Origin of the sequence: Caldicellulosiruptor naganoensis (genome assembly GCF_026914285.1) — a bacterium.
In the GTDB taxonomy this organism is placed as follows: domain Bacteria; phylum Bacillota; class Thermoanaerobacteria; order Caldicellulosiruptorales; family Caldicellulosiruptoraceae; genus Caldicellulosiruptor; species Caldicellulosiruptor naganoensis.
The window spans coordinates 181,704-205,233 of record NZ_CP113864.1 but is presented as its reverse complement, the minus strand read 5'-3'; the positions used below and the strand labels follow the sequence as shown (position 1 = coordinate 205,233).

Below are 23,530 nucleotides of genomic sequence, written 5' to 3'. Positions count from 1 at the left end.
TCTCACTCCGAATCTTCTTTTTCAAGTTCACCATAATATTCCATTTCATCAATAAAAAGTGGCTTGTCAACTTTGAGTGTGCACTGCTTGCCTTTTTTGGCCTCAATCAAAACGAGCGAAGACTCTTTATCTTTATTCTGGTGTACAAATCTTATCAAACTTGGCTCTAACTTGTAAAGTCTGAGATAATAAAGTGCATCAGTAAGTCTGTCACTTCTGTAAACCATATAGAACCTTCCGCCAAACTTTAGAATCTGCATAGCGCTTTTTACAACATCTTCGATTGTGCACATAATCTCATGCCTTGCAATAGCTTTTTTAATGTTTGGATTTATTGTACCGCTGTTTACCTTTCTATAAGGCGGATTTGTAAAAACAACATTTGCAAATTCTGAACCAAAGATTTTTAGCGCATCCTTTAAATCCGCATTTATTACCTCAATTTTGTCTTGAAGGTTGTTTATATTCCTGTTGAGAATTGCAAGTTCACATACCTCTTTTTGAATCTCCAATGCGTATAGCTTTTTGAATCTCTTGTTTTTTGCCCACAGCAGAATAGGAATTATCAAGTTTCCTGTCCCAAATTCAACAACAATGTCATTTTTCTTAACTTGAATAAAATCGCTGAGCACAACCGCATCTGTTCCGTATAAGAAAAAATCTGTATCTTGATATATTGAATAGTTACCTATCTTAAGATTTTCCTTCCTAAGCATAGTCTTACCTCTTTACACTTAAACTTTTTTAAATTACAGTCTTGATTTTTTTTTCTTAAAATTTTATATAAACAGCGTTGTTTTTTTTCTGAAAAAGCATTATAATATATTATAGTGCTATTGAAAATATTTGACAATGTCAAAGAGGAGATATAACATGAAAATCTGTATTGTTGATGATGCCCAATTTATAAGACAGATCCTAAAAGACATATTCACTTCATTAGGACATCAAGTTATTGCAGAATTTTCATCAGCATCAGAGCTCATCGAACATATTGAAGACCTAAAGCCTGATATTGTCACACTTGATATTACAATGCCTGATATGGACGGCCTCACAGCAACTTGTATCTTAAAAAACATTGTCCCCGAGGTAAAGGTCATTATAATCTCCGCAATATCTCAGCCAGATATTGAAAAAGAAGCCAAGAAATGTGGAGCATATGAGTTTGTGCGAAAGCCATTTTCAAAACTTGCAATTGAGCATATAATAAAACAAATAGAAGATGAACAAAACAGCAAAAACGGGGCTATAATTTAAATAGCCCCGTTAATGTTTTATATTGTTTTTTAGTTTTTTTAGCTGTTAGAAGTATAAATCTCTCTCACCCTGTCGTATCATCTCAAGCCTTTTTTCTGTCTCTTTCCTCATCTTTTCATCTTTGATTTCAAGAAGACTCTTGTAAATAAGCTCTCTTCCTATTTGCTTTGTTTTCTCAGAGCCATAGTCTTCTAAGTATTCCATAAAAGTCAAAAGCGCATTTGGAGTGCAAAAGTCTTGAATATCACCTGTCTTTGCATATTGCATAAACAAATCCCCAGTTCTTCCTCTTCTGTAGCAAGCTGTACAGTAGCTTGGAATATAACCTGCCTCACAAAGAGTTCTTATGACCTCATCAGGACTTCTTTTATCTTCTACTTCAAACTGTGCAAGATCTTCATCTAAATCACCCGTGGATTTTCCTTGGTACTCAAGTGTATATCCACCAACACCTGTACAAGACCCAGCGCTAATTTGAGAAATTCCAAGGTCAATTACCTCTTCCCTAAACCCTGGTCTTTCTCTTGTTGATAAAATCATGCCTGTGTATGGCACGGCAAGTCGAATTATTGCAACAACTTTTTTGAACTCGTCATCAGATACTAAGTATGGATATTTCTCTTTTGTCACCTCAACACCTTCGGCAGGGCGAATTCGTGGCACAGAAATTGTATGCGGTCCAACACCAAACCTCTCCTCTAAATGCTTTGCATGTAAAATCAATCCTACAACCTCAAACTTGTAGTCATAAAGCCCAAATAAAACCCCTAAGCCAACATCGTCAATTCCGCCTTGCATTGCTCTGTCCATTGCCATTGTATGCCAATCGTAATCTGATTTTGGTCCTTCGGGGTGCATGTATTCATATGTTGGCCTGTGGTATGTTTCCTGGAAAAGCACATATGTGCCTATTTTTGCTTCTTTTAGCATTCTATATTCTTCAATTGTGGTTGCAGCAATGTTGACATTTACTCTTCTGATATTGCCTTTTTCCTTGTAAACAGAGTATATAGTGTTTATGGCATCTATAACATATTCAATTGGAGCTTCTTTTGGGTCTTCTCCAAGCTCAAGAGCAATTCTTTTGTGCCCAAGAGATTCAATTATCTCAACCTCTTTTCGTATCTCATCCATAGTAAGTTTTCTTCTTTTCATTTTAGTGTTTGATCTGTGATAGCCACAATAGCGGCAATTATTTACGCAAAAGTTACTGATGTAAAGCGGGGCAAAAAGAACAATTCTCTTTCCATAGATTCTCTCTTTTACCTGCTTTGCAGCTTTGAAAAGTTTTTCTAAAAGGTCTTTATCATCTATATAAAGAAGTGCTGCAACTTCTTCTGGCTCAAGCCCATGCAGATTCAATGCTTTTTGAATTATATCTTCTGCCCTATCTTGGTTTTGTTTTCCCTTTTCAAGAATCTCAAAAACCATCTCATCATTTATAAATTCAGCTCTTTCCCACTGGTCTTTTTTGAACATTTTCAAACCACACTCCAATCTTTATTTTGTAAGAGCACTTTTTACCTTAACACCGCTCAGAGCCCCAAGCTTTCCTGTGAGCGCACCAATCTCATCAGTTGTTCCATCAACTATTAGCGCGATTACACAAAGCCCTCTTTCTCTATACGGGATACCCATTCTGCCAACAATAATATCACCATGTTCACTTAGGATTTTGTTGAGCTTATCTGACACCTCTTTTCTGTTTTCAACAACAATTCCAATAACACCAATTCTCCTTTCCATAAAAGCACCATTCCCCTTTAATGTAAAAATAAAAAATCCACCTCTCCTGACCTTTTGGGTATCCAAAGCATCATCTTTAGCCAAAAGAGGTGGATATCTTTCTCTTCATCTTTTACATCCCCTCCTTATCAGGCCATTTTGCCCTCTAAGTCAGGAGCAAATATTTTGTTTGTTAATATTATAACATACTTTTTAGAATATTAAAAGTCTACTTATTGAGAATTTTTTCTTTTTTGTGAACTCAAGATGTTAGAAAGGAGGTTATTGATATTATTTCATTTAAACAATAATTCAAATTGATATATAATATAATAAACATGCTCAGCAATATTTTTTCCCTCTTAAAAAAGGAGCTGGTTTTTTTATGATATTTTTTATTATTTTCATCCTGGGCATAGCTTCGGGATTTTTCCTTTTCTCAAAAATATTTCTGGCAGACACTAAGGACGATTCTCTTGAACTAAATCAGAAGATTTCAGTAATAATACCTGCTCGGAATGAAGAGAAAAATCTGCCCTACCTGCTCAAAAGTCTTTTTAGCCAAACTACTGTCCCCGATGAAATAATCGTTGTAGATGATTTTTCTGAAGATAATACTTCTAAGATTGCCAGAAAATTCGGCGTTAAATTAATTAAGAACCCTCCTTTGCCTCCAGGCTGGACAGGTAAAAATTGGGCTCTTTGGAATGGGTATTTAAACTCAACAGGTGATATACTGATATTCTTAGATGCTGATGTGAGATTATCCAAAGATGGTATAGAAAGAATTGTAAAAACGCTTTTTTCAACAAATGGTGCAATTTCGGTTATACCATATCACAAGACAGAGCAGTTTTATGAAAGATTGTGTTTAATTGTTAATATTCTCAGTGTGTTTGCTTTTATGTCACCTTATGAAAGAAAGACCAGAAGCAAAGGAATGTATGGTTCATGTATAGCAGTTTTTAGAAAAGATTACGAAAAGGTTGGCGGACATAAATGTATACGCGACAGAGTAACGGATGATTTAAGTCTTGGGAAACTATTTTGCGAAAATGGAATAAAAGTCGAAAATTTTTTAGGACTCGGTGCTGTAACATTTAGAATGTATCCAAATGGAATGAAAAGCCAACTTGAAGGAATTGCAAAGAGTGCAGCTTTAAGCATGCAGCTTTTAAACACAAAGACAGTCTTTTTAATTGCCCTGTGGGCTTTTGGACTTGTCTTAACAGGCTTCTTAACACCCATTTTGCTGTATATTCATCATCCTTTAGCAACTAAATTTTTAATAGGTTATATTCTCTATGTTATTCAGATATTATACCTTCAAATATATATAGGTAATTTTGGCATTGTACTTCCCATACTGCACTTTATTCCTACTGCGTATTTTTTATTAATGCTTTTGTACTCTTTTTATCAAGTAAAGTTTATTAGAAGTGTCTACTGGAAAGGAAGACAAATTAAAGTAGGGGGTAAATAAAAATGCTTGCTGCAATCACTCTTTTGGAATTTTTCTGTGGGTCGCTGATGTTCTCTTACTGGCTTGGAAAGCTTGTTAAAAAGGATATAACAGCGGTTGGCGACGGAAATCCAGGAGCTTTTAACTTAATTCAAGCAGCTGGAGTCAAAATTGGACTTTTAGGAGTATTCCTCGATTTTGCAAAAGGTTATTTTCCCCTTGTTTATTTTGTTGAAAAGGGATACCTGCCAAAGTCATATATTATCCCTGCTGCAATCGCACCAATCTTGGGACATGCATTTTCGCCTTTTCTAAGATTCAGAGGTGGAAAAACAATTGCAACTACATTTGGAGTGTGGAGTGCTACAACTTGTTTTAGGGTTTCTCTCTTCTATGCGGTAGTACTTGCCCTGCTCTTTTTAATAGCGAAAAAGCTAAAGCATGGTGGCCGTACAACAACACAAGAGGATGCTTTTATGGTAGTACTTGGTTTTACAATTGTGGGAGCATATTTATATTTAAACAATTTTTCTGTTTATCTTCTTACTTTGTGGTTTTTAAATCTGATCGTTATGATATACAAGAACAAGGAAAAACTTGCTACCTTTTATATTTCTCTTACTGATAAAGAACATGAAATAAAAAAGTAATTCATCTCCATTTTACAGAAGATGGAGCTTTCTTGCTTAATTTTTGATAAATTTTTTTCCTCAAAAGAATAGTTTAGTATTTTTTGTCTCGAAAATGTTTTGTATAGCAAGTAATGTCTACTGTTTTTGTAAAATTTATGTTATACTATTGATATACCACACTTTATTGAAAGGAGCAGGAATTTACATTGCTAAAAAAGTGGTGGAAGGAAGCTGTTGTATATCAAATCTATCCTCGAAGCTTTTATGACTCAAATGGTGATGGAATTGGAGATTTGTCAGGAATAATAGAAAAACTTGATTATCTTCAAGAGCTTGGAGTAGACGTCATTTGGCTAAATCCTATTTACAAATCTCCAAACGCTGACAATGGTTATGACATCAGTGATTACTATGACATCATGGATGAGTTTGGTACAATGGAAGATTTTGATAGGCTCTTGATTCAAGCTCACAAAAGAGGAATTAAAATTTTAATGGACTTAGTTGTAAACCACACATCTGATGAACATAAATGGTTTTTGGAGTCCAGAAAATCAAAAGACAATCCTTACAGAGATTTTTATTTCTGGCGACCTGGCAAAAATGGGGGACCACCTAACAACTGGACATCATTCTTCAGTGGTTCTGCTTGGGAATACGATGAGCTGACAGGAGAATATTATCTTCACCTTTTTGCTGTAAAGCAGCCAGACCTCAATTTGGACAATCCAAAAGTCAGACAAGAAATTTACAAAATGATGAAATGGTGGCTTGATAAAGGCATAGATGGTTTTAGAATGGATGTAATTAATCTTATTTCGAAAGTTGAAGGACTGCCAGATGACCCGGATGAAAATCAAGGAGGTTTGATTGGTTTTAAATACTATGCCAACGGTCCAAGAGTGCATGAATATCTTCAGGAAATGAACAGAGAAGTTCTTAGCAAATATGATATCATGACAGTTGGCGAAACCCCATTTGTCACACCCGAAATTGCAAAGCTATATTTGGAGTATGACAGAAATGAGCTTAATATGCTCTTTCATTTTGAACATATGGATATGGACTGTAGCGGCAGCAAGTGGAATATAAAACCTTGGAAACTCACTGATTTGAAAAAGATAATGTACAAGTGGTACTTAGCTTTAAAAGACAAGGGCTGGAATTCACTTTATCTTAACAACCATGACCAGCCAAGAATGGTCTCACGCTTTGGAAACGACAAAAAGTATAGGGTTGAGTCTGCAAAGCTTTTGGCAACCCTGCTTCACACATGGCAGGGAACTCCTTATATTTACCAAGGCGAAGAGATTGGTATGACAAACTGCAAGTTCGAAAGTATTGATGAGTTCAGAGACATTGAAACACTCAACTGGTACAAAGAGATGAAAAAGCTTGGAAAATCAGACGAAGAGCTTTTAGAAATCTTAAACAAAAGAAGCAGAGACCACGCACGAACACCAATGCAGTGGGATGATTCTGAAAACGCAGGATTTACAAAAGGCACCCCATGGATAAAGGTAAATCCAAATTATAAGGAAATAAATGTTAAAAAAGCTTTAGAAGATAAAAATTCGGTGTTTTATTACTATAAGAAATTGATTGAACTTAGAAAAAAACATCTTGTCATTGTATATGGTGATGTACAGATGCTTTATGAAGACGACGAAAAAATTTTTGCATATACAAGAAATTATGAAGGTGAAAGGCTTCTTGTTGTCATGAACTTTTCTGAAGAAGAAAGTGAGTTTTTAGCACCAAAAGAAATATTCACTCAAAAACCTGAACTTTTAATAAGTAACTATGAAGTAGATGATAACATTCAAGAAAAAATTGTTTTAAAACCATATGAAGCAAGGGTATATAAAATATAAAAGGGCGACTTTAAAAGGAGGGCTGCTTGAAAAGGTAAAAGAAGCTTGAAATCACAGCCCTCTTTACTTTTTGTAAAAAATTTTTCTTGACAAATTTCAATATTGAAAATATAATAAAAATGTAATAAGTACAATCTAAAATTAAATCTACAAGGGGGAAGTAAAAATTTCTGATTTGGCTTTTTTAAAAAGCAAGCTATTACAAAAGGGAATAAAACCATCGCTGATAAGGCTTAAAGTTTACGAATATTTAGTAAACCACAAAACTCATCCAACAGTAGATGAGATTTACAGCAGCTTAGTCCTTGAGATTCCTACACTTTCAAAAACGTCTGTGTACAACACTTTAAGTTTATTTGTAGAAAAAGGACTTGCGCAGGTAATTACAATTGAAGAAAATATTGCACGCTTTGACGCAGATACATCAGTGCATGGTCATTTTCGGTGCAAAAGCTGTGGCAAAATTTATGACTTTTCAGTAAAACCAGATTTTATTCAATCTTCTCTTTCTTCTGAATTTATTGTTGATGAGATTTATGTCTACTATAAGGGCATCTGCCCTTATTGTAAAAATAAAAATAACTAAGTTGTTGGGAGGTTGAGTTTTGAAATGAAAGATTTGAAAGGAACACAGACAGAAAAGAACTTATGGGCAGCATTTGCTGGTGAGTCTCAGGCAAGAAACAAATATACTTACTTTGCATCACAGGCAAGAAAAGAAGGATATGAGCAGATTGCAGCAATCTTTGAAGAGACAGCTGAAAATGAAAAGGAACATGCAAAGCTATTTTTCAAGTTCTTAAACGGAATTGGTAACACGGCAGAAAACCTCAAAGCTGCTGCAGAAGGCGAACATTACGAATGGGCAGAGATGTACAAAGAGTTTGCTAAAGTTGCAAGGGAAGAAGGTTTTGATGAGATTGCAACTGCATTTGAGTTTGTTGCAAAGGTTGAAGAAAAGCATGAGGAAAGATACAGAAAGCTTCTTGAAAATGTTGAAAACGGCAAGGTATTCGTAAAAGATGATGTTGTTGTTTGGAAGTGCAGAAATTGCGGCTATGTACATGTTGGCAAAGAAGCTCCAAAGGTATGCCCAGCTTGCAAACATCCACAGTCTTTCTTTGAGATTAGAGCTGAGAATTATTAATGATAAGTAGTTGACCAAATTAATAAATAGGCTGTCGCAGTAAAAATGTGCGACAGCCTAAAATTTTGTAGATTTTTGTCATTGTTTACTATCTGTTTAAAATTATCTTTTTCTTTCTTTCATACTCTTCCTCGGATATCTCGCCGTTTGCAAATCTGGTATTTAAAATTCGCAATGCTTCATCATCTGCCTCTGATTTTGACAAAGTATCTCTTTTAGTCTGCAAATATATATGGCTTAATTTGTTGACAACATAAATTACCAAAGCAACAAAGACAATTAGAAAAAGTATACCCATTATCCACCCTCCAATCATGTGAAATCCCCAAAGACCGTCAAAATCTCTATAAAAATGCCCCATCATGTGATTTTCATCTCCTTTCATAATTTTAATTTGCCGACTACAATATTTATAATACCCATTTACTATGAACAAACTATGATTAAATCGTAAAGAAAGTGTAAAGAGGCTTCTTGAAATCTAATAAATCAAATAACTTAGAGAAGTATTCCAAGGTTTTATTTGTTATTTCAAAAATTTCTTGACAGTTTAACTTCTATTGTATATACTTGACATATACACAGTTTTTTAATCAAAATCTGCGAGGGGGTAAATGTTTTGAAAAGGAAAACCTTATTAAACGTAAGTATTGTATTTGTCTTGCTTTTGAGTTTACTTCTAAGCTCTGTTGCATATTCTCAAACGATCTCTACTCCTCTTTTAAAAGCGGGCTTAGCTTATGCTCAGGCTCAGGGTAGCAAAACTATTGATGAAGAGTTCAGAATTGATTTGAGGTATTCTGCAGGAAACAATGCAACAGAGAATAGCAAAAAGTTAGAAGAGTTTTTCAAAAAAATGTACATCAAGGGCAGGGTTATTTCAGACGTTTCAAAATACGAAAGCAGTATGCAAATTGCCCTTTATTACAATAATAAAGAACTCTTGAAAGGTTCAATGTATGTTAACAAAGAATATGTTGCATACAACTTCCCACAAATTTATTCAAAGCCACTTTATGTGAAGCTAAGCGACGCATATGCCAATATGCCTGTACAGATTGATGTAAACAAGTATATAAAACTTTTTGATATTCAAAACAATCCTCAGCTTCAAGCTCTTATTGCAAGCTATGCAGACATTGTTTTACCAAAACTTGCATCTTGTGCAAAGCTATCTAGCCAAAAAGTTGAACTTACATTTAGCAATGGTAAAAAGGAAAGCTGTGATGAGATTATTTTCGAATTCAATAAGAACTCTTCCCTTGACCTTTTAAAAGCCATTTTGACAAAAGCTGCGGATGACAAGGCAACAAAAGAGTTTGTTCTCAGCATTACAAAGATGATTCTTGAAGATGCACAATCCATTTTGAATGCTCAGCAGCTTGATAAAAGTACCACTTTAAACATTGACGAAATCATGAAGCAAGCCGAATCAAATTATCCACAAATGGTAAAAGAAGCAGTTTACCAGATAGACAGCGTAGCTCCTCAAATTCCTCCATTTACCTTCCAGTATAGAATGAGAATTGATAGCAAAAATACCCTCAAAGGTGAAAGGCTATATTTTTATTTAAAAGATTCTAATAACCTCAAAATCATGTTCAATTTAGATGGCGTCATTAATTCCTTAAATCAACCGGTTAAGATAACAAAGATTGACATATCAAAGGGGGCAAATATAAGCAAGCTTTCAGACAAAGATATTGAAACAATGATGAAAAACGTTGAAAATATACTCAAAATGGCTGGAATTTCTATTACCAAATAACATCTTTTAAGACTTTAAAACTAAAAGAGGAGTTATTCTAAGATGCAATAACTCCTCTTTATTTTTATTTTTTAATTTTTTATTTCTGATTTTCTCCTGAAAAAATATCTCATTGGCGCGTACATTAAGATAATTCCAATTACTAACATAAATATATAATACATTATTGGTAAGTAACTTTCTGTACTTTCATTTATGTTATAAATCAAACTAATAAGCCCAAAAGAGTTACTAACAGCATGAAATATAATAGAGTTCCATATTGAATTTGTACAGTACAAAACAAACGCTGAAAATATTCCAGCAAAAAAAGCATCCATTCCCTGATATAAATCAAAGTGAAACAATCCAAAAAGTAGTGCTTGAACAGTTACTGCTAAAAATATATTTATCTGATTTCTAAGCATCGTACCAAAAATTAAACCTCTGAACATTAACTCCTCAAAAAATGGTGCTGCTATCACAATTGTAAATATTACCAGCTCTGTTTTAGTGTTGTCAATAAATCTTTGCATCGAATTTTCATATTCTTCTCTGAAAGGAGTTATTATACCTTTTGAGTCTAAAATAGTATAAATAGCACTAATAACAAATGAATAAGCTGTTGCCAACACTATTGTGAAAACAGCATCTTTAAAAGTTATTTTTCGAAAATTACATATCTCTAAAATATTTATTTTTCTTCTCTTCAGGGAAATTGTTGTAAATACTAAAAATAACAGGAAAATCCCAATGTAATATATAATAGGAGAAATTATATTTTCAGATTTATCGTTGTTAAATATAAAAGTTATAACCTCCATTGCAATAGTACTTAGCACAAACAATCCAATGTATTTAACCACTTCCTTTAACGTGCTTGAAATCATTCTTCAGCCCCTTCCTTTCTACAGTATTGATTCAACTACCACATGACAAAAATTAATTTAAATATCTCTACCACCTTTTGTAAGGAATAATGGTTTTTTCATTGTTCTTTGTAGTCTCTTCCCTCTCAGAATCATCTGCTATTTCAAATCTAACAAGCCACAAAATAACATCAACTATTATTAATCCTATTAAAAAATAGAGTTTATATTTTTTGATCCAAAAATAGTGGACAAATCCTAAAGCAGCACCCAAAGCCATATACACCAAATACCAAAGCCCTGTACTTTTTTTGCCCTGTGGCGGCTCTTGCACTGCCCTTGAAAAAGGCATTTGCTGGGTTGCAAGTGGAAATACTAAAAGAGAAAAGAACATCAATATAAAGAACATTGTCAAATAGTCAATTATTGAATTGTGGATTAAAATAAAAAGTATTATTGAAAGTATGAGGAATAGTCTTACACCTATTGTAAAGACAAAAGCTAAATATGCCCCTTTTTTAATATCAAAAGGTCTTTCTATTGGTAAAACCTGATATATCCATGCAGCGTTTTTGTTGCTTGTTATCTGTACCATCTGAAATCTCAAAATCATACCTGTTTTAAAAACATACATTGAATAATAAAAAAAAAATTCTTTTGAAAAAACATCAAGGACCGATTTTTTCTGAAAAGCCTCTCTTATTACCGGTGCTATGGCAATTACCAAAAATGAGGCAAGGCTTGGATATATACTGCTCTTTAATCCCCTGTCTCTTTTTAGCTGAGCTTTTGCAAATATATATGAAGCTCTTTGAACTCCATTTCTCAACAAGACATTGCTTATAAATCCTATTTTGTAAATTTTGGGTTTTACTTCAATTTCACCTGCGTTTAGTTTTACAAGATTTTTTTCTAAAATTTTGCCTGTATAAGAAATATGAAGATATACCAAAAACAGTGTAATTACTATTGCCATAACTCCTAAGAATAGATTCAATAAACTTCTATTGCTTCCATACAAATACTCAAATAAGCTTGCAAACCATGATGTTGGTAAAATATACAGCCACCAAGAACGTACTTTTGAAAAATTGGCTTTCGCAAGTGCTTCAAATATTTGCCCCGATAACTGGTAAAAAATAGTAAAAAACAACCATCAAAGTAATCTGAAAACCCACTATGACATCCCTTAGTTTTTCACCATCAAAATACACTAAAATACCTGCATATAAAAGGTTACATAAGCAGTATGAAAATAAAAGAACAAGTAGGTAGATTAACAGCAATAAAAAAAAAAAAAAATGACAGTTTATACTTTATAGCACCCACTATTAGAGAAATTATAAATACCAAAAATGTACGTGAAAAAAGCATAACAACAATAAAATATGTTTTCGCAAAAGCATATGTCTTATCATCAACCGGTTTTGTCAAAATAATATTCTTCTCTGTAATGTCTAATATAAACCACGAAAAGTCTGATATTATAGTTGAGACAACTAAAAAAAGCAAAATCACAATGTTTAGTGAAATTCTCACAAACATTGTACTGTTGATTAAAAGAAACACCGCAGGAATAAAACCTATGAAAAATTGAAGAATGATATAGAAAATCTTCGACAATTTATCTGCAACAGAAGACTTCTGCAGGGTGGGCACACTTCTTTTTGCCACTAAAAATTTTTATCGCAAAAGAATTTTTAAAGTGGCATAATCAATACCTGCTTTTTTTATCAAAGGAGAAAACAAATCTAATAATCTTACCGCAATACTATCCCTCACCTTTTTCACCCTTTATCACTTTTACAACTTCTTTTGCAATTTCCTGATGATTAGTAAATCCTGTTAGCTCATTGAAAAGCTGCTCTAAATTACTTTGTTTAAGTTTTTGTGCAAGTTCTTCAAAAGAACCGTCTGCAACAATTGTACCTTTGTTTAAGAGAATAATCCGGTCACTCACCTTTTCAACAACTTCCATAATGTGCGAGGAATAAAAGATGGTTTTGCCTTCTTTTTTGAGTTCTCTCAATAATTCTTTAAAGATTGTTGCTGAATTTGCATCAAGACCTGTCAAGGGTTCATCAAAGAACAAAAGGTCAGGATTGTGAATTAAGCTTGAAATAATTGCAAGTTTTTGTTTCATACCTTTTGAATATGTAGAAAGTCTTGAATTTATGGCATCTTTCAAATCAAAAATTTCAATAAGATCTAAAGCTCTTTTTTTAACAGTCCTCTCATCAAGACCATAAAGCTGACCCACAAAATTTAAGTACTCCATTGCAGTAAGGCTTTCATAAAGCTCAATTACCTCTGGAACATATCCTATTCTTTTTTTGTAAAGATACTTCCCTCTGATATCCTCGCCAAAAATCTCAACCTTGCCTTTATAATTTGTAATAATTCCCAAAAAGATTTTAATTGTGGTGCTCTTGCCTGCTCCATTTGGTCCGATGTACCCTATAATCTGCCCAGCCTCAACTTCAAAGCTGATTCCATTGAGAACATTCCCCTGCCCATAGTCCATAAATAAATCACTGACTGAAATGACCCTGGCCATTGTCATTCTCCTCACTAAAATGTTTTGCAGCGTTAACCAATCACATAATCATCAGTCTGGTCAATTTGTTTGTCTTGATGATTCTCACCCTTATTGTAGCTATTTAGAATATTGTACGGAAGATACTGTATAATTACAAAGTAAGGCACTGCTATAAGGTAAAGAACAAATCCTGCCAGGCTTAAAATAATAAAGAGTGCACTTTCTTGGAATGAACCTGTTTTAAACAGTATATCCACTATATAAAGTGGTATTTGGAAAATTATTGATACAATAGTGCTATATACAAAAGCTGCTATCACAAAGCCCATTTTTCCTTTTGTAAGCTTTAAGCTTTCTCTTATACTTTCTAAAATTCCCAAATCCTTATCTACCAATGCTGCATTTGCATACATTAGCCTTAAGAAAAAGTAAACTCCAAATATTACACCTACAATTCCAACTATAATTACCACAAGCCGCGCTAAAATATTAATTATAGTTTCTGCCTCAGCTATACAAACAATGCCTATACCAAATATTGGTCCTATTATAAACATCAATAACAATCCTAAGCCAATTATTTTCAAACCCATTAAGAGATTTTTTTCTTTTATCTTTTCAAAGTAAATACTAAAAGGTCTTTTATATATTTCCTTTTCTCTTGTGATTTCAATAAAGGTTTTTACAAGTGGATATTGGACAAAAGCTACTGCCAAAAATAACCATATCACCAAAAGAAGCACCATTAAAATTAAATAGAAAATAAATCTGCTACTTAAAAAAGGAAAAATATCTTTATCATTCAATAGCAACGCCGTGGAGATATCCACGCCCATCAACATAGCCAACAAAATGCCAAGTATTAGTAAAATGACAACCGACAGAAGAACAAAAATAAATGATATAACCACAAGACCAAATATGTAGCCATAGTATCTTTTAGTGTAGAAAAATGAATCTTGCAAGAAATTTTTAAACACCCTAAAACTCCTCCTTTTTCTTGTGAAATAAATTTATATATTTTAAAATACCACATTTTGAGTATTTTGAAAACAAAAAGGCTAAAGCTTTGCTTTTTTCTGCATCGCCTTAGCCTTTTTACTGCAAAATTTTATATTTCAAATTTGTTGTCTTTTTTCATTTTACAGCTATGATTGTGAGGAATACCATCACTATTTTTTAAGTGTTTGTCTCAAAATTTTGAAAAACTAAAAATTAAGTTGATAAAAATCAAAAGCCAAAAGGCTGCTATAGGCAATAGCAAAGCTGCCTTTAAACCCAAGCCTATAACAGCCTTTATTATTTTAGCTTATTTGCAAATATCCATTTACTTTGTTTTTTTCTATATTAAAATCAGTTTCTATTATCTTCTTTTTAACACTTAAAACCTTTGCAGGATTTACACTAAGTTCATCAACACCAAGGCCAATCAAGATTGGTACAATATTCTCATCAGAAGCTATCTCTCCACAAACTCCAACTTCTTTTCCTTTTTTGTGCGCATTTTCAACTATCATTTTAATTAACCTCAAAACTGCGGTATTCAATGGGTCATACAAGTACGAGACCTTTTCATTTGTCCTGTCAATTGCAAGTGTATATTGGATAAGGTCATTCGTACCTATGCTGAAAAAGTCTACCTCATCGGCAAGAATGTCCGAAACAAGTGCTGCAGCAGGTGTCTCAATCATTATGCCAATTTCTATTTTTTCTGAAAACTCTATTCCCTGTTTTTTCAATTCTTCTTTAGCTTCTTGCAAAATGCTTTTTGCCTCTTTTAGTTCGCCAGCAGTGGTTATCATAGGAAACATTATTTTTAGATTTCCATAAATTGATGCCCTCAAAAGCGCTCTTAGTTGTGTTTTAAACAGTTCTTTGTAACCTAAACAAAGCCTTATTGCCCTGTAACCTAAAAATGGGTTGAGCTCATTTTCTATGTTCAAATACGGAATATTTTTGTCTCCTCCAACATCCAATGTTCTTATAATAACAGGCTTCCCTTCCATCTTCTCAAGCACAGCTTTGTATGCAGCAAACTGCTCATCTTCTGAAGGTGGTGAACTGCGGTTCATAAACAAAAACTCTGTTCTGAAAAGTCCAATTCCCTCTGCGCCATTTTTTATCGCAATCTCAGCCTCGTCAGGAAGAGCGATGTTGGCATACACCTTAATTTTTTTGCCGTCCTTGGTTTTAACTTCTGTTGCAACAAATCTTTTCAGTTCTTCCTTTTTCTGTTTTTCCTCTTTTATTCTCTTTTCATATTCTTCAAGTGTCTGCTTGTCAGGGTTGATTAAAACCATACCTTGATATCCATCTACAATTACAACATCACCATCTTTTATTTTCTCAAGAGCACCTTTTACACCTACTATTGCAGGAATCTCATATGTTCGGGCAATTATAGCTGTGTGAGATGTCTTTCCGCCCTGTTGTGTAACAAAACCAGTTACTTTTGTTTTGTCCATCTGAGCAGTTTCAGAAGGTGTCAAATCCTCAGCCACAATAATACTGCCCTCAGCAAGATTTTTTAAACCTGCCTCTGAATCACTTTCACCACTAAGAATCCTGATAAGTCTTTTAGATACATCCTTAATATCGTTTGCCCTCTCTCTCATATACTCATCATCCAAGCTCAAGAGCAAGCTTTCATAAAACTTTGCTGACTCATCAACTGCCCATTCTGCATTTGTTCCTTGCTGTATCTTTTCTTTCACCATTTTAACAAACTCAGGGTCGTCAAGAATTAAAAGGTGTGCATCAAATATCATGGCTTTATCTGGACCAAGGTTTTGCTCTGCATGTTTTTTAATCTCTAAAATCTCTTTTTTAGCTTTATCAATAGCATCCAAAAATCTTTCTATCTCTTTGTCAATATTATCTACGCTACAGCGCTTTATGCTATATTCTTTTTTGACAATTACAGCTTTCCCAATTCCAATTCCTTCTGATACAGGTATTCCTGTGATCATATACACTTATACCTCCATCTTTTTCTACTTATTCAACCCTTCAAGAAGTTTTACCAAAGTATCTAAAGCCTCTTTTTCATCCTCACCAGTGACTTTTAAAGTAATCTCATCACCTTTTTTAGCCCCTATTGCCAAAATATTCAATATGCTTTTTGCGTTCACTTCCTTGCCGTCTTTGACGATAAATATATCACTCTTAAATTTAGCCGCCTGTGTGACAAATATACTAGCAGGTCTTGCATGAAGGCCTGTTGGATTTTGCAAAATCACTTTTGCTTCAACCATTTTCTTCCCTCCAAGTAAATTATTTTTACAAGAAGAAAAGGCAGGATGCCCTGCCCTACCTTTATACCTTTTTAGGTTTCAAGGCCGAAACCATAAGTGCTGTCACAATGGTACCTATCAAAATTGCAAGTGCATACAATGGCAAATTACCAACTGCATTCGGAATTGGCAAAACAAATATTCCACCATGAGGCACTGCTAATGTGGCTTTAAACAATATGCTCAAGGCAGAAGTCACAGCTGAACCTACCATAATAGATGGAATAACTCTAAGTGGATCAGCTGCAGCAAACGGGATTGCACCTTCGGTTATAAATGAAATTCCAAGGAAGAATGCCGCCTTTCCTGCTTCTCTTTCTTCTGTTGTAAATTTATCCTTTGCTATCAAGGTTGCAAGTGCAAGTCCAAGTGGTGGTGTCATGCCAGCTGCCATGACAGCTGCCATTATCGTTGATGGCTGACCTGCCGCCAAAGTTGATACAGCAAATGTATATGCAGCTTTGTTGACAGGTCCACCCATATCAAACGCCATCATCAAACCCAAAATTATTCCAAGTAACGCAGCACTACCACTGCTCATGCTCTTGAGCCATTCAGTCATTGCCTTATTTAAAGCTGCAACAGGTTCGCCTACAACATATATCATACCCAAACCAATAATCAATGTTGACAAAACAGGAAGTATCAATACTGGCATCAAACCTTCCATTGTCTTTGGCAGCTTTATGATTTTCTTAAGCCATGCAACTAAATACCCAGCTGCAAACCCTGCAACAATGCCGCCCAAAAAACCTGCTCCAAGCTTATTTGCCAAAAGCCCACCTATCATTCCTGGTACAAGCCCAGGCCTGTCTGCAATCGAAAATGCAATAAAGCCAGCCAGAATTGGAACCATGAGATAAAATGCACTGCCACCGCCTATGTCCATGAGCGCTGCTGCAAGTGTTCCTTTTTTCTCAAAAGCTTTAATTCCAAATGCAAAAGATATTGCAATTAAAATACCACCTGCAACAACAAATGGAATCATATAAGAAACACCTGTCATTAGGTGCTTGTACACACCTGTTGCCTTTTCTTTTGCTTCTTTTTTTGCCTCAAAGACCTTGTCAACATAATCTTTCTTTTCCATGTTCATTGCTTTTGTGATAAGTCCTTTGGGGTCTTTGATAGCATCCTTCACACTTGCTCGAACAATTGGAAGCCCTTGGAACCTGTCTTCATCAATCTTTGTGTCGCATGCAAGTATAACTGCATGTGCCTCTTTTAAATCTTCGGGTGTTATCTCGTTTTCTGCACCGACAGAACCTCTTGTCTCAACCTTAATTTCAACCCCAAGTTCTTTTGCCGCCATCTGAAGTGCCTCTGCCGCCATGTACGTGTGGGCAATTCCAGTGGGGCAAGATGTGACAGCCACTATTTTTTTCATCTTCCTATTCCTCCTCATTTTTTATTTTTCTTCAAAAGCAGTTATGACATCTTCAAAAGACTTAGCATTATATAATTTTTTTCTCACATCTTCATGCATAAGTTTTCGTGATATAAAACTCAATACATGAAGATGTGTATCATCCGCATTTTCGGGAACTGCAATTAGAAAGAATATATATGCAGGCTCTCCATCCATAGAATCAAAATCTACCCCTTTTTTAGAAACACCAAAGGTAATACAAGGCTCTAAAACTGAACTATCTTTCCCATGAGGAATTGCAATGCCCATACCTATACCTGTTGAAAATTCTTCTTCACGTTTTATAACTGCTTTTTTAAACTTTTCTTTGTCAGATAGTTTTCCATCTTTATAGAGAAGATCTATAAGCTCGTCAATAACCTCTTCCTTTGTTTCTGCCTGCAAGTCAAAACTCATTCTTGATGGTGAAAACAAAGCTTTTATATCCATCTTACTTCCCCCAGCCTTTCTAATTTTATTTTTTTCAAAAACTCCTCAATCTCATCTCTCTCAGGCGCCTTTACACCTTCCTTTGAAACCTTTGCCGCTGCACAGGCTAAAGCAAGCTTGAAAATAGATACATCATCCATATTTTGTGAAAGCCCATAAGAAATAGCTGCAACCATTGAGTCGCCAGCGCCTGTTGTGCTTTTTACTTTAGCCTCAGCTGCATTTGCAAACAACTCCATGTTTTCTGTCACAAAAACTGCACCCTTTGGTCCCATCGAAATCAAAATCTTTTTTATCCCATTTTCTATAAGTTTTCTTGCTGAACTTACAATAGAATTTAAATCATTTTCATCGACATCAAAAAGACACTTAAATTCATGGATATTAGGTTTTATAACATCTGGTTTTTCTAAAACACCGCTCTCAAGCGCTTTTCCGTCGGCATCATATATAATTTTTGCGCCTTTTCGTTTTAGCATTCTTATAAGCTCTACATACACATCTTCATCTGCACCAGGTGGAAGGCTTCCTGAGAGCACAAAGATGTCATCACTTTTTGCAATTCTATCTATCTTATCAAACAAAAGGTTTATGTCTTTCTTCCTCACTTCAAAACCGTTTTGATTGAGGTCAGTATAAACTTTTTGTGCTGTCTCAACAATTTTGATATTTGTTCGTGTAAGACCATCTACAAAAATAAAGTCATAATCAATCTGCATGTTTTTTAAGTATTTCAAAAACCAGTCTTTATTGTCATTTCCTAAAAAACCAAGTGCAATTGATTCTCCGCCCAAGGATTTTATAACCTTTGAAACATTTATGCCTTTTCCACCTGCATCTACTATACAAAGGCTACTTCTGTTTACTTGTCCTTTTTTAAGCTCATCGATATACACTGTCATATCTATTGCTGGATTTAGTGTGACTGTATAGATCAATTCAATCCCACCTTGAAACTTAAAATTTTATGTTATCACCTTCACACCAAGTTTTTCATACTCAGCTTTCTGTCTGTCATCCATCTTATCAGTTATAATATAATCAAGCCTTTCCACAGGACATATGAGTGAAAAAGTAACCTGGCCAAATTTTGAACTGTCTGCAACCAAAAAAACCTCTTTTGCATTTTCTATCATTGCTCTTTTTATAGCAGCCTCAACATGGCTTGGCGTTGTCACTCCAAACTCTATCGACACTCCGTTTGCTGCCACAAAAGCTTTGTCAACCCTAAACTGTCTGAGTATGCTTTGCGTTATATCTCCAACAAGAGCTTTTGTCTTTGTTCTTATAACCCCACCCGTAACAATAACTTCAATATTGTCATTGTTTGATAGTTCATAAGCTATATTTACTGAATTAGTTATAACAGTAACATTTCTTGCTGTTAAATTTCTTGCAATATACTGGGTTGTTGTACCTGAATCTAAAATAACTGTGTCTCCTTCACAAATCATGTTTGCTGCAAGCTTTCCTATATATTCTTTTTCTTTTGCAAATTTATCTTCTTTTTCTGCAAAAGAAGGCTCGAAAGAGGCAATGAAATTGTTGACCGCCCCACCATGGGTTCTTTTTATTATCCCCAGAGCTTCAAGCTCTGCCAAATCTCTTCTGATGGTTGACTCTGACACTCCAAACAGCTTTGCAAGCTCTGAAACCTTAACACTTTGCCCACTTTTTATTATCTGCGCAATTTTACTTTTTCTTTCCTCAGCAAACATTTTATTTACCTTTCGTTTATGCTCATTTTGATGAATGAATTTAATCATTTATGCTCATTTGTGATTAATTTCATTATAGAACATGAAAGCTACCCTGTCAAGCACCTTTTACAAAAAATATATGCCTTCTTGTCTAAATTTGTTTAATTTGCACATGTATAATAAGACGATATTGTGAAAAGTGAAAAAATAAAGTTTTGCAGGATGAAGAAGGCGTCCTGATTATGAAAGTGCTTGGCAAAAACATGGCTTGGCTTTTGAAGCTTGTTGAAAATGGAAAAGGCAGCATTTTGGAGCCTCCTAAAGAGGCAAAGGTATTTACTAACTTTATAAGGTAATAAAAAAAGAGGGGTTTTGGAAAAATTACTTTCTACCAAGCCCCTCTAATGTTCTTTTTATCTATTATAAAAGCTTTGTTATCTTCCCACCTTCAACCTTAACAATCTTATCATCTACAGAAATCCAGACGTCAATTGAAGATGGGTTGTATACAAAGTCGCCGTTTGCTGAAAACTTGAGATTTTGCAAGGCTTTTATGTAGTCAACAATCTCGATGTTTGTTGCATACCAGATATCCGGTTGGTCACCTACCATTTTGCAAAACTCTTCAATTAAATCCCAGTTGTTGTCATTGTCAAACTCATAGCTGTGTCCCCAGACATAAAAAAGATACAGATATTGCTTTTTATAAAAGCTTAAAAACTGCTCTGCAAGTTTTAAAAGATTATGGTTATGGTGGCAGGTTGCCTTCCATTCATAAAAATCAAACGGAAGAGAAAAATCAAAACTATCCCCAACTATTCTTGCATAATCAATTCCACAGTATGGCAAAAGCTTTTTTATCTCAGGTGTATAAGATCCATTTGGATAGGCAAGCCCTCTTACTGGATATCCAACGATGTCTTCTAAAATCTTTCTGTCCTCAATTATCTGCTGAACTACTTGGTCATGAGGACACCTTGCAATTGTTGGATGATTGTAAGTATGCGATGCAACCTCATGACCTTCATAAAGCTTTTTTACATCTTCTTTTGAAATTCTATCACTTTGGCCCAAAAGTCCAGCGTTTAAATTAAATGTCCCTTTAATTCTATACTTGTTTAAAATTTCAACAAGTTTTATATCCTGCTTTTTGCCATCGTCATAGCTCATTGTCAGTGCTTTGAACCTGCCACCAGGAAAACAATAATAAATCTTTTTCATCTTTTGAAAATTCATCTCCTTGCACATCAAATTTATATTTTTTATTTTACCTCTTTGCCTGTGTAAGGAAAGTGTCAACTTTTTATTTTACCTTCAAAATTTTTATATCAAGAGTTTCCATATCAACTGTAACATGTGGAAAATCGTAAGCATTATTTTTATCTCCTTTTAGAGAGTAGATACACTCAATTTGTCTTCCTTTCCCCACATCAAATAAACCTGCTTTCATCAAATCCAACCTTATTTTTCTTTTTCGTAAAATATCAGCATTTGCAACCACAATCAGGTACTGCTTCTCATGTTCAGTAAAAAGTTTGTATCCAAATGCCAAGACAAATTTGCTGTTGTGAGGAATCTTGAAAAAGTTTTCTTCACTCATAAAGTCCAAATATTCTTTTCTTATCTTAGCTACTTCTTCAATTAAAGCTATCATTTCATCTGCACCTTCGTTTGTCCAGTGAAGGGCGTATTTATCAAAAAACGCAAGCTTACCATAAAGAGGGTCTGATTTAGAAAGCATAAACTTGCCTTCTGGTTGCGGGTCAAGACCTAAATTCATTGGCTGAACTTCATAAACTTCCTGCCCGCACGTGACAAAAAGCACACTGTTTGGTAAAAAGAAATTTAAAACTGTCGCAAACCGTGAAAATTCTCTTTTTCCAAGCCTTGAAGCTGCGCGCGGACTGTCTGGAATCTCACATGCCGCAAAAACAGGAACTTCAAGCTGCAAAAGTATATCCAAAACCTTTTTCAGCGTTCCTTGATAGTATCGTGGTTCTCTTGCCCAAAGATCACCTATTATCATGTCATACCCTGACTCTTTTGCTTTTCTGTGTGCATTCATCGAAAGTTCTTCTGCAATAAAGCAAAATTCGGGGTCTACTTTTCTGGCATTTGAAATTATCATGTCTTCCAGTTCTTTTGGAAGAGCATGACCCATGTCAATCCTTGCACCATCTATACCAAAGTTCTTCTGGTAATGTACAATGATGCTTGCAATTTTTTCCCAAAGCTCTTTGTTTGGCTTTTTGCCTTTGAAGATATTTCCTCTTATAATATCAAAAAGAATATACGGCGGCTGGCTTTCATCTACATACTTTGCAGACTGCACAGGATTGTCAAGATACAGCCTCAAATACGTCACATCTGACCATGGCGGCTGCGGGTCATTAAGACAGTCTGAAAAAGCTGGTGCAGTAGTTATCCCAATCTCTTTTTCAATTAGCTCGAAAAAGTCAAGGTTTTTGTCTTTTTCGCACCTTTCTTTTATACTTTGCCACTTTTGAGGGTCAAACCTGTCAGGTGATGGTACAAACTTTTTAATATGCTTTTGCACAGCCGGATCCTTGTATATAAGCTCAATATTTTCTTCATTTGCCTTTGTAAACTCTTTTATCAAAGTCAGCTTTGGTGGACCGTAGTCTTCTAAATCCTCTATTTTAATCCAGTAAAACCAGTCAGGATGTTCCAGTATAAAATCAGAGTCCCTTGCAGATGTGCGTGGAATAATATCAATTATAAATCTTATGTCAAGAATATGGCACGCTTCAATCAAAGCTTTAAATTGTTCATCTATTGAAAGCTTATCTGCCATAGGGTCAAAAAGCACTGGGTCAAGTTCAAAAAAGTTCTTGACTGCATAAGGCGAGCCCATCTCACCTTTTTTATACCTTGTGCTGTTTTTGGTAATTGGAAGAGCGTAAATGGCATCAAAACCCATTCTTTTTATATGAGGCAGCAGTGCAATTGTTTTAACAAATGTACCTGTATCTTTTAGACCGAAGCTATTTTCAAGTTCAAGTTCTTTTGATAAGTCATGATCCCAGGCTGAAAATGTACGAATTTGCATACCATATACACTGCTCTTTTCGATCCAGCTGCTATAAGTTTTTTCTGAAGGTCTATTGTGTTTAGAAAGTATTTTAGAAAGTGGCTGAAGATAATCAGTGTTATCTTTCATATAAGGCAAAATTGCTTTTTCTATCGCCTGTGCAACAAACTTATAAGGGTTTACTGAGATTGTACCATCATTGTTTTCTTTTTTCTCAAACCCATCATAGCCGAAACTATCCCAAAGTTTTGGTACTCTGAAATCGTTTTTTGCATCCCACTCTTTTGCTTTATTATTCAGAATCTCAACAAGTTTTTCTAAAACTGACATCTTTCTTGTTTCTCCCCTTTTTCAATTTGTTCTAATTAATTT

Annotated in this window: 24 protein-coding genes and 1 pseudogene; 9 read left to right on the top strand and 16 right to left on the bottom strand. The window is 34.6% G+C overall.

All coding sequences use genetic code 11. From position 1 onward, the window contains the following. Positions 1-2: 2 nt before the first annotated feature. Positions 3-716 (bottom strand): tRNA1(Val) (adenine(37)-N6)-methyltransferase, encoded by a 714-nt coding sequence (locus OTJ99_RS00980; RefSeq protein ID WP_045164498.1) that lies wholly within the window; start codon positions 714-716, stop codon positions 3-5. Positions 717-873: 157 nt separating this feature from the next. Between OTJ99_RS00980 and OTJ99_RS00975 the strand changes: the two genes are divergently transcribed. Then, a complete protein-coding gene (locus tag OTJ99_RS00975; protein WP_045164499.1) occupies positions 874-1,260 on the top strand; it encodes a response regulator in 387 nt (128 codons plus the stop codon). Between the two features lie 45 nt (positions 1,261-1,305). Here the strand turns inward: OTJ99_RS00975 and hydG are convergent, their stop codons facing one another. Next, positions 1,306-2,739, bottom strand: coding sequence for a [FeFe] hydrogenase H-cluster radical SAM maturase HydG (hydG, locus tag OTJ99_RS00970; RefSeq protein ID WP_045164500.1), 1,434 nt, complete (start codon positions 2,737-2,739; stop codon positions 1,306-1,308). A gap of 21 nt (positions 2,740-2,760) precedes the next feature. Next, positions 2,761-3,006 carry a TM1266 family iron-only hydrogenase system putative regulator gene (locus tag OTJ99_RS00965; protein WP_045164537.1) on the bottom strand — a complete coding sequence of 82 codons (246 nt, stop codon included), beginning with the start codon at positions 3,004-3,006 and terminating at the stop codon, positions 2,761-2,763. Between the two features lie 364 nt (positions 3,007-3,370). Between OTJ99_RS00965 and OTJ99_RS00960 the strand changes: the two genes are divergently transcribed. The 5 genes from OTJ99_RS00960 (at position 3,371) to rbr (ending at position 8,100) form a co-directional block, all read left to right on the top strand. Continuing rightward, positions 3,371-4,468: a glycosyltransferase gene (locus OTJ99_RS00960; protein WP_045164501.1), complete on the top strand. Its 1,098-nt coding sequence runs from the start codon at positions 3,371-3,373 to the stop codon at positions 4,466-4,468. A 2-nt stretch (positions 4,469-4,470) separates the two neighbouring features. Further along, positions 4,471-5,097 (top strand): glycerol-3-phosphate acyltransferase, encoded by a 627-nt coding sequence (locus OTJ99_RS00955; RefSeq protein ID WP_045164502.1) that lies wholly within the window; start codon positions 4,471-4,473, stop codon positions 5,095-5,097. 188 nt (positions 5,098-5,285) lie between these two features. After that, entirely contained in the window at positions 5,286-6,953 is a 1,668-nt protein-coding gene (locus OTJ99_RS00950) for a glycoside hydrolase family 13 protein (protein WP_045164503.1), read from the top strand. A gap of 175 nt (positions 6,954-7,128) precedes the next feature. Continuing rightward, complete coding sequence (locus OTJ99_RS00945) at positions 7,129-7,539, top strand: Fur family transcriptional regulator (RefSeq protein WP_045164504.1); 411 nt, start codon at positions 7,129-7,131, stop codon at positions 7,537-7,539. Positions 7,540-7,563: 24 nt separating this feature from the next. Beyond that, positions 7,564-8,100 (top strand): rubrerythrin, encoded by a 537-nt coding sequence (rbr, locus tag OTJ99_RS00940; protein WP_045164505.1) that lies wholly within the window; start codon positions 7,564-7,566, stop codon positions 8,098-8,100. An 88-nt stretch (positions 8,101-8,188) separates the two neighbouring features. Here rbr and OTJ99_RS00935 read toward each other — a convergent pair whose 3' ends face one another. Continuing rightward, entirely contained in the window at positions 8,189-8,464 is a 276-nt protein-coding gene (locus tag OTJ99_RS00935) for an SHOCT domain-containing protein (protein ID WP_045164506.1), read from the bottom strand. Positions 8,465-8,719: 255 nt separating this feature from the next. On the opposite strand from OTJ99_RS00935, the gene OTJ99_RS00930 reads away from it, so the two are divergent. Next, complete coding sequence (locus OTJ99_RS00930; RefSeq protein ID WP_045164507.1) at positions 8,720-9,868, top strand: hypothetical protein; 1,149 nt, start codon at positions 8,720-8,722, stop codon at positions 9,866-9,868. Between the two features lie 71 nt (positions 9,869-9,939). Here OTJ99_RS00930 and OTJ99_RS00925 read toward each other — a convergent pair whose 3' ends face one another. Then, on the bottom strand, positions 9,940-10,737 hold the full coding sequence (locus tag OTJ99_RS00925) for a CPBP family intramembrane glutamic endopeptidase (RefSeq protein WP_045164508.1): 798 nt from the start codon (positions 10,735-10,737) through the stop codon (positions 9,940-9,942). Positions 10,738-10,804: 67 nt separating this feature from the next. Continuing rightward, positions 10,805-11,692: a hypothetical protein gene (locus OTJ99_RS00920; RefSeq protein WP_235374537.1), complete on the bottom strand. Its 888-nt coding sequence runs from the start codon at positions 11,690-11,692 to the stop codon at positions 10,805-10,807. A 273-nt stretch (positions 11,693-11,965) separates the two neighbouring features. Here OTJ99_RS00920 and OTJ99_RS00915 point away from each other — a divergent pair, with 273 nt between their 5' ends. Next, positions 11,966-12,313: a hypothetical protein gene (locus tag OTJ99_RS00915; protein WP_269015405.1), complete on the top strand. Its 348-nt coding sequence runs from the start codon at positions 11,966-11,968 to the stop codon at positions 12,311-12,313. 174 nt (positions 12,314-12,487) lie between these two features. On the opposite strand, the gene OTJ99_RS00910 is transcribed toward OTJ99_RS00915, so the two are convergent. From OTJ99_RS00910 to OTJ99_RS00875, 8 genes are all read right to left on the bottom strand, one after another. Continuing rightward, positions 12,488-13,279, bottom strand: coding sequence for an ABC transporter ATP-binding protein (locus OTJ99_RS00910; protein WP_408612525.1), 792 nt, complete (start codon positions 13,277-13,279; stop codon positions 12,488-12,490). A gap of 26 nt (positions 13,280-13,305) precedes the next feature. Next, positions 13,306-14,235 carry a hypothetical protein gene (locus OTJ99_RS00905; protein WP_045164510.1) on the bottom strand — a complete coding sequence of 310 codons (930 nt, stop codon included), beginning with the start codon at positions 14,233-14,235 and terminating at the stop codon, positions 13,306-13,308. A gap of 324 nt (positions 14,236-14,559) precedes the next feature. Then, positions 14,560-16,224 (bottom strand): phosphoenolpyruvate--protein phosphotransferase, encoded by a 1,665-nt coding sequence (ptsP, locus tag OTJ99_RS00900; protein WP_045164511.1) that lies wholly within the window; start codon positions 16,222-16,224, stop codon positions 14,560-14,562. A gap of 24 nt (positions 16,225-16,248) precedes the next feature. Further along, positions 16,249-16,509: an HPr family phosphocarrier protein gene (locus tag OTJ99_RS00895; protein WP_045164512.1), complete on the bottom strand. Its 261-nt coding sequence runs from the start codon at positions 16,507-16,509 to the stop codon at positions 16,249-16,251. 61 nt (positions 16,510-16,570) lie between these two features. Continuing rightward, complete coding sequence (locus tag OTJ99_RS00890; protein WP_045164513.1) at positions 16,571-17,935, bottom strand: PTS fructose transporter subunit IIC; 1,365 nt, start codon at positions 17,933-17,935, stop codon at positions 16,571-16,573. A gap of 21 nt (positions 17,936-17,956) precedes the next feature. Continuing rightward, a complete protein-coding gene (locus OTJ99_RS00885; protein WP_045164514.1) occupies positions 17,957-18,406 on the bottom strand; it encodes a PTS sugar transporter subunit IIA in 450 nt (149 codons plus the stop codon). Further along, positions 18,397-19,344 (bottom strand): 1-phosphofructokinase, encoded by a 948-nt coding sequence (gene pfkB / locus OTJ99_RS00880; protein WP_045164515.1) that lies wholly within the window; start codon positions 19,342-19,344, stop codon positions 18,397-18,399. The genes OTJ99_RS00885 and pfkB overlap by 10 nt, the downstream gene beginning before the upstream one ends. A gap of 27 nt (positions 19,345-19,371) precedes the next feature. After that, positions 19,372-20,124 (bottom strand): DeoR/GlpR family DNA-binding transcription regulator, encoded by a 753-nt coding sequence (locus OTJ99_RS00875; RefSeq protein WP_045164516.1) that lies wholly within the window; start codon positions 20,122-20,124, stop codon positions 19,372-19,374. A gap of 191 nt (positions 20,125-20,315) precedes the next feature. Between OTJ99_RS00875 and OTJ99_RS00870 the strand changes: the two are divergent. Continuing rightward, positions 20,316-20,462: pseudogene (locus OTJ99_RS00870) on the top strand (flavodoxin family protein); the annotation flags it as partial. 64 nt (positions 20,463-20,526) lie between these two features. On the opposite strand, the gene OTJ99_RS00865 reads toward OTJ99_RS00870, so the two are convergent. Continuing rightward, a complete protein-coding gene (locus OTJ99_RS00865) occupies positions 20,527-21,327 on the bottom strand; it encodes a polysaccharide deacetylase family protein (protein ID WP_045164538.1) in 801 nt (266 codons plus the stop codon). Between the two features lie 82 nt (positions 21,328-21,409). Next, positions 21,410-23,488 carry an alpha-amylase family glycosyl hydrolase gene (locus OTJ99_RS00860; RefSeq protein ID WP_045164517.1) on the bottom strand — a complete coding sequence of 693 codons (2,079 nt, stop codon included), beginning with the start codon at positions 23,486-23,488 and terminating at the stop codon, positions 21,410-21,412. Between the last annotated feature and the right edge of the window lie 42 nt (positions 23,489-23,530).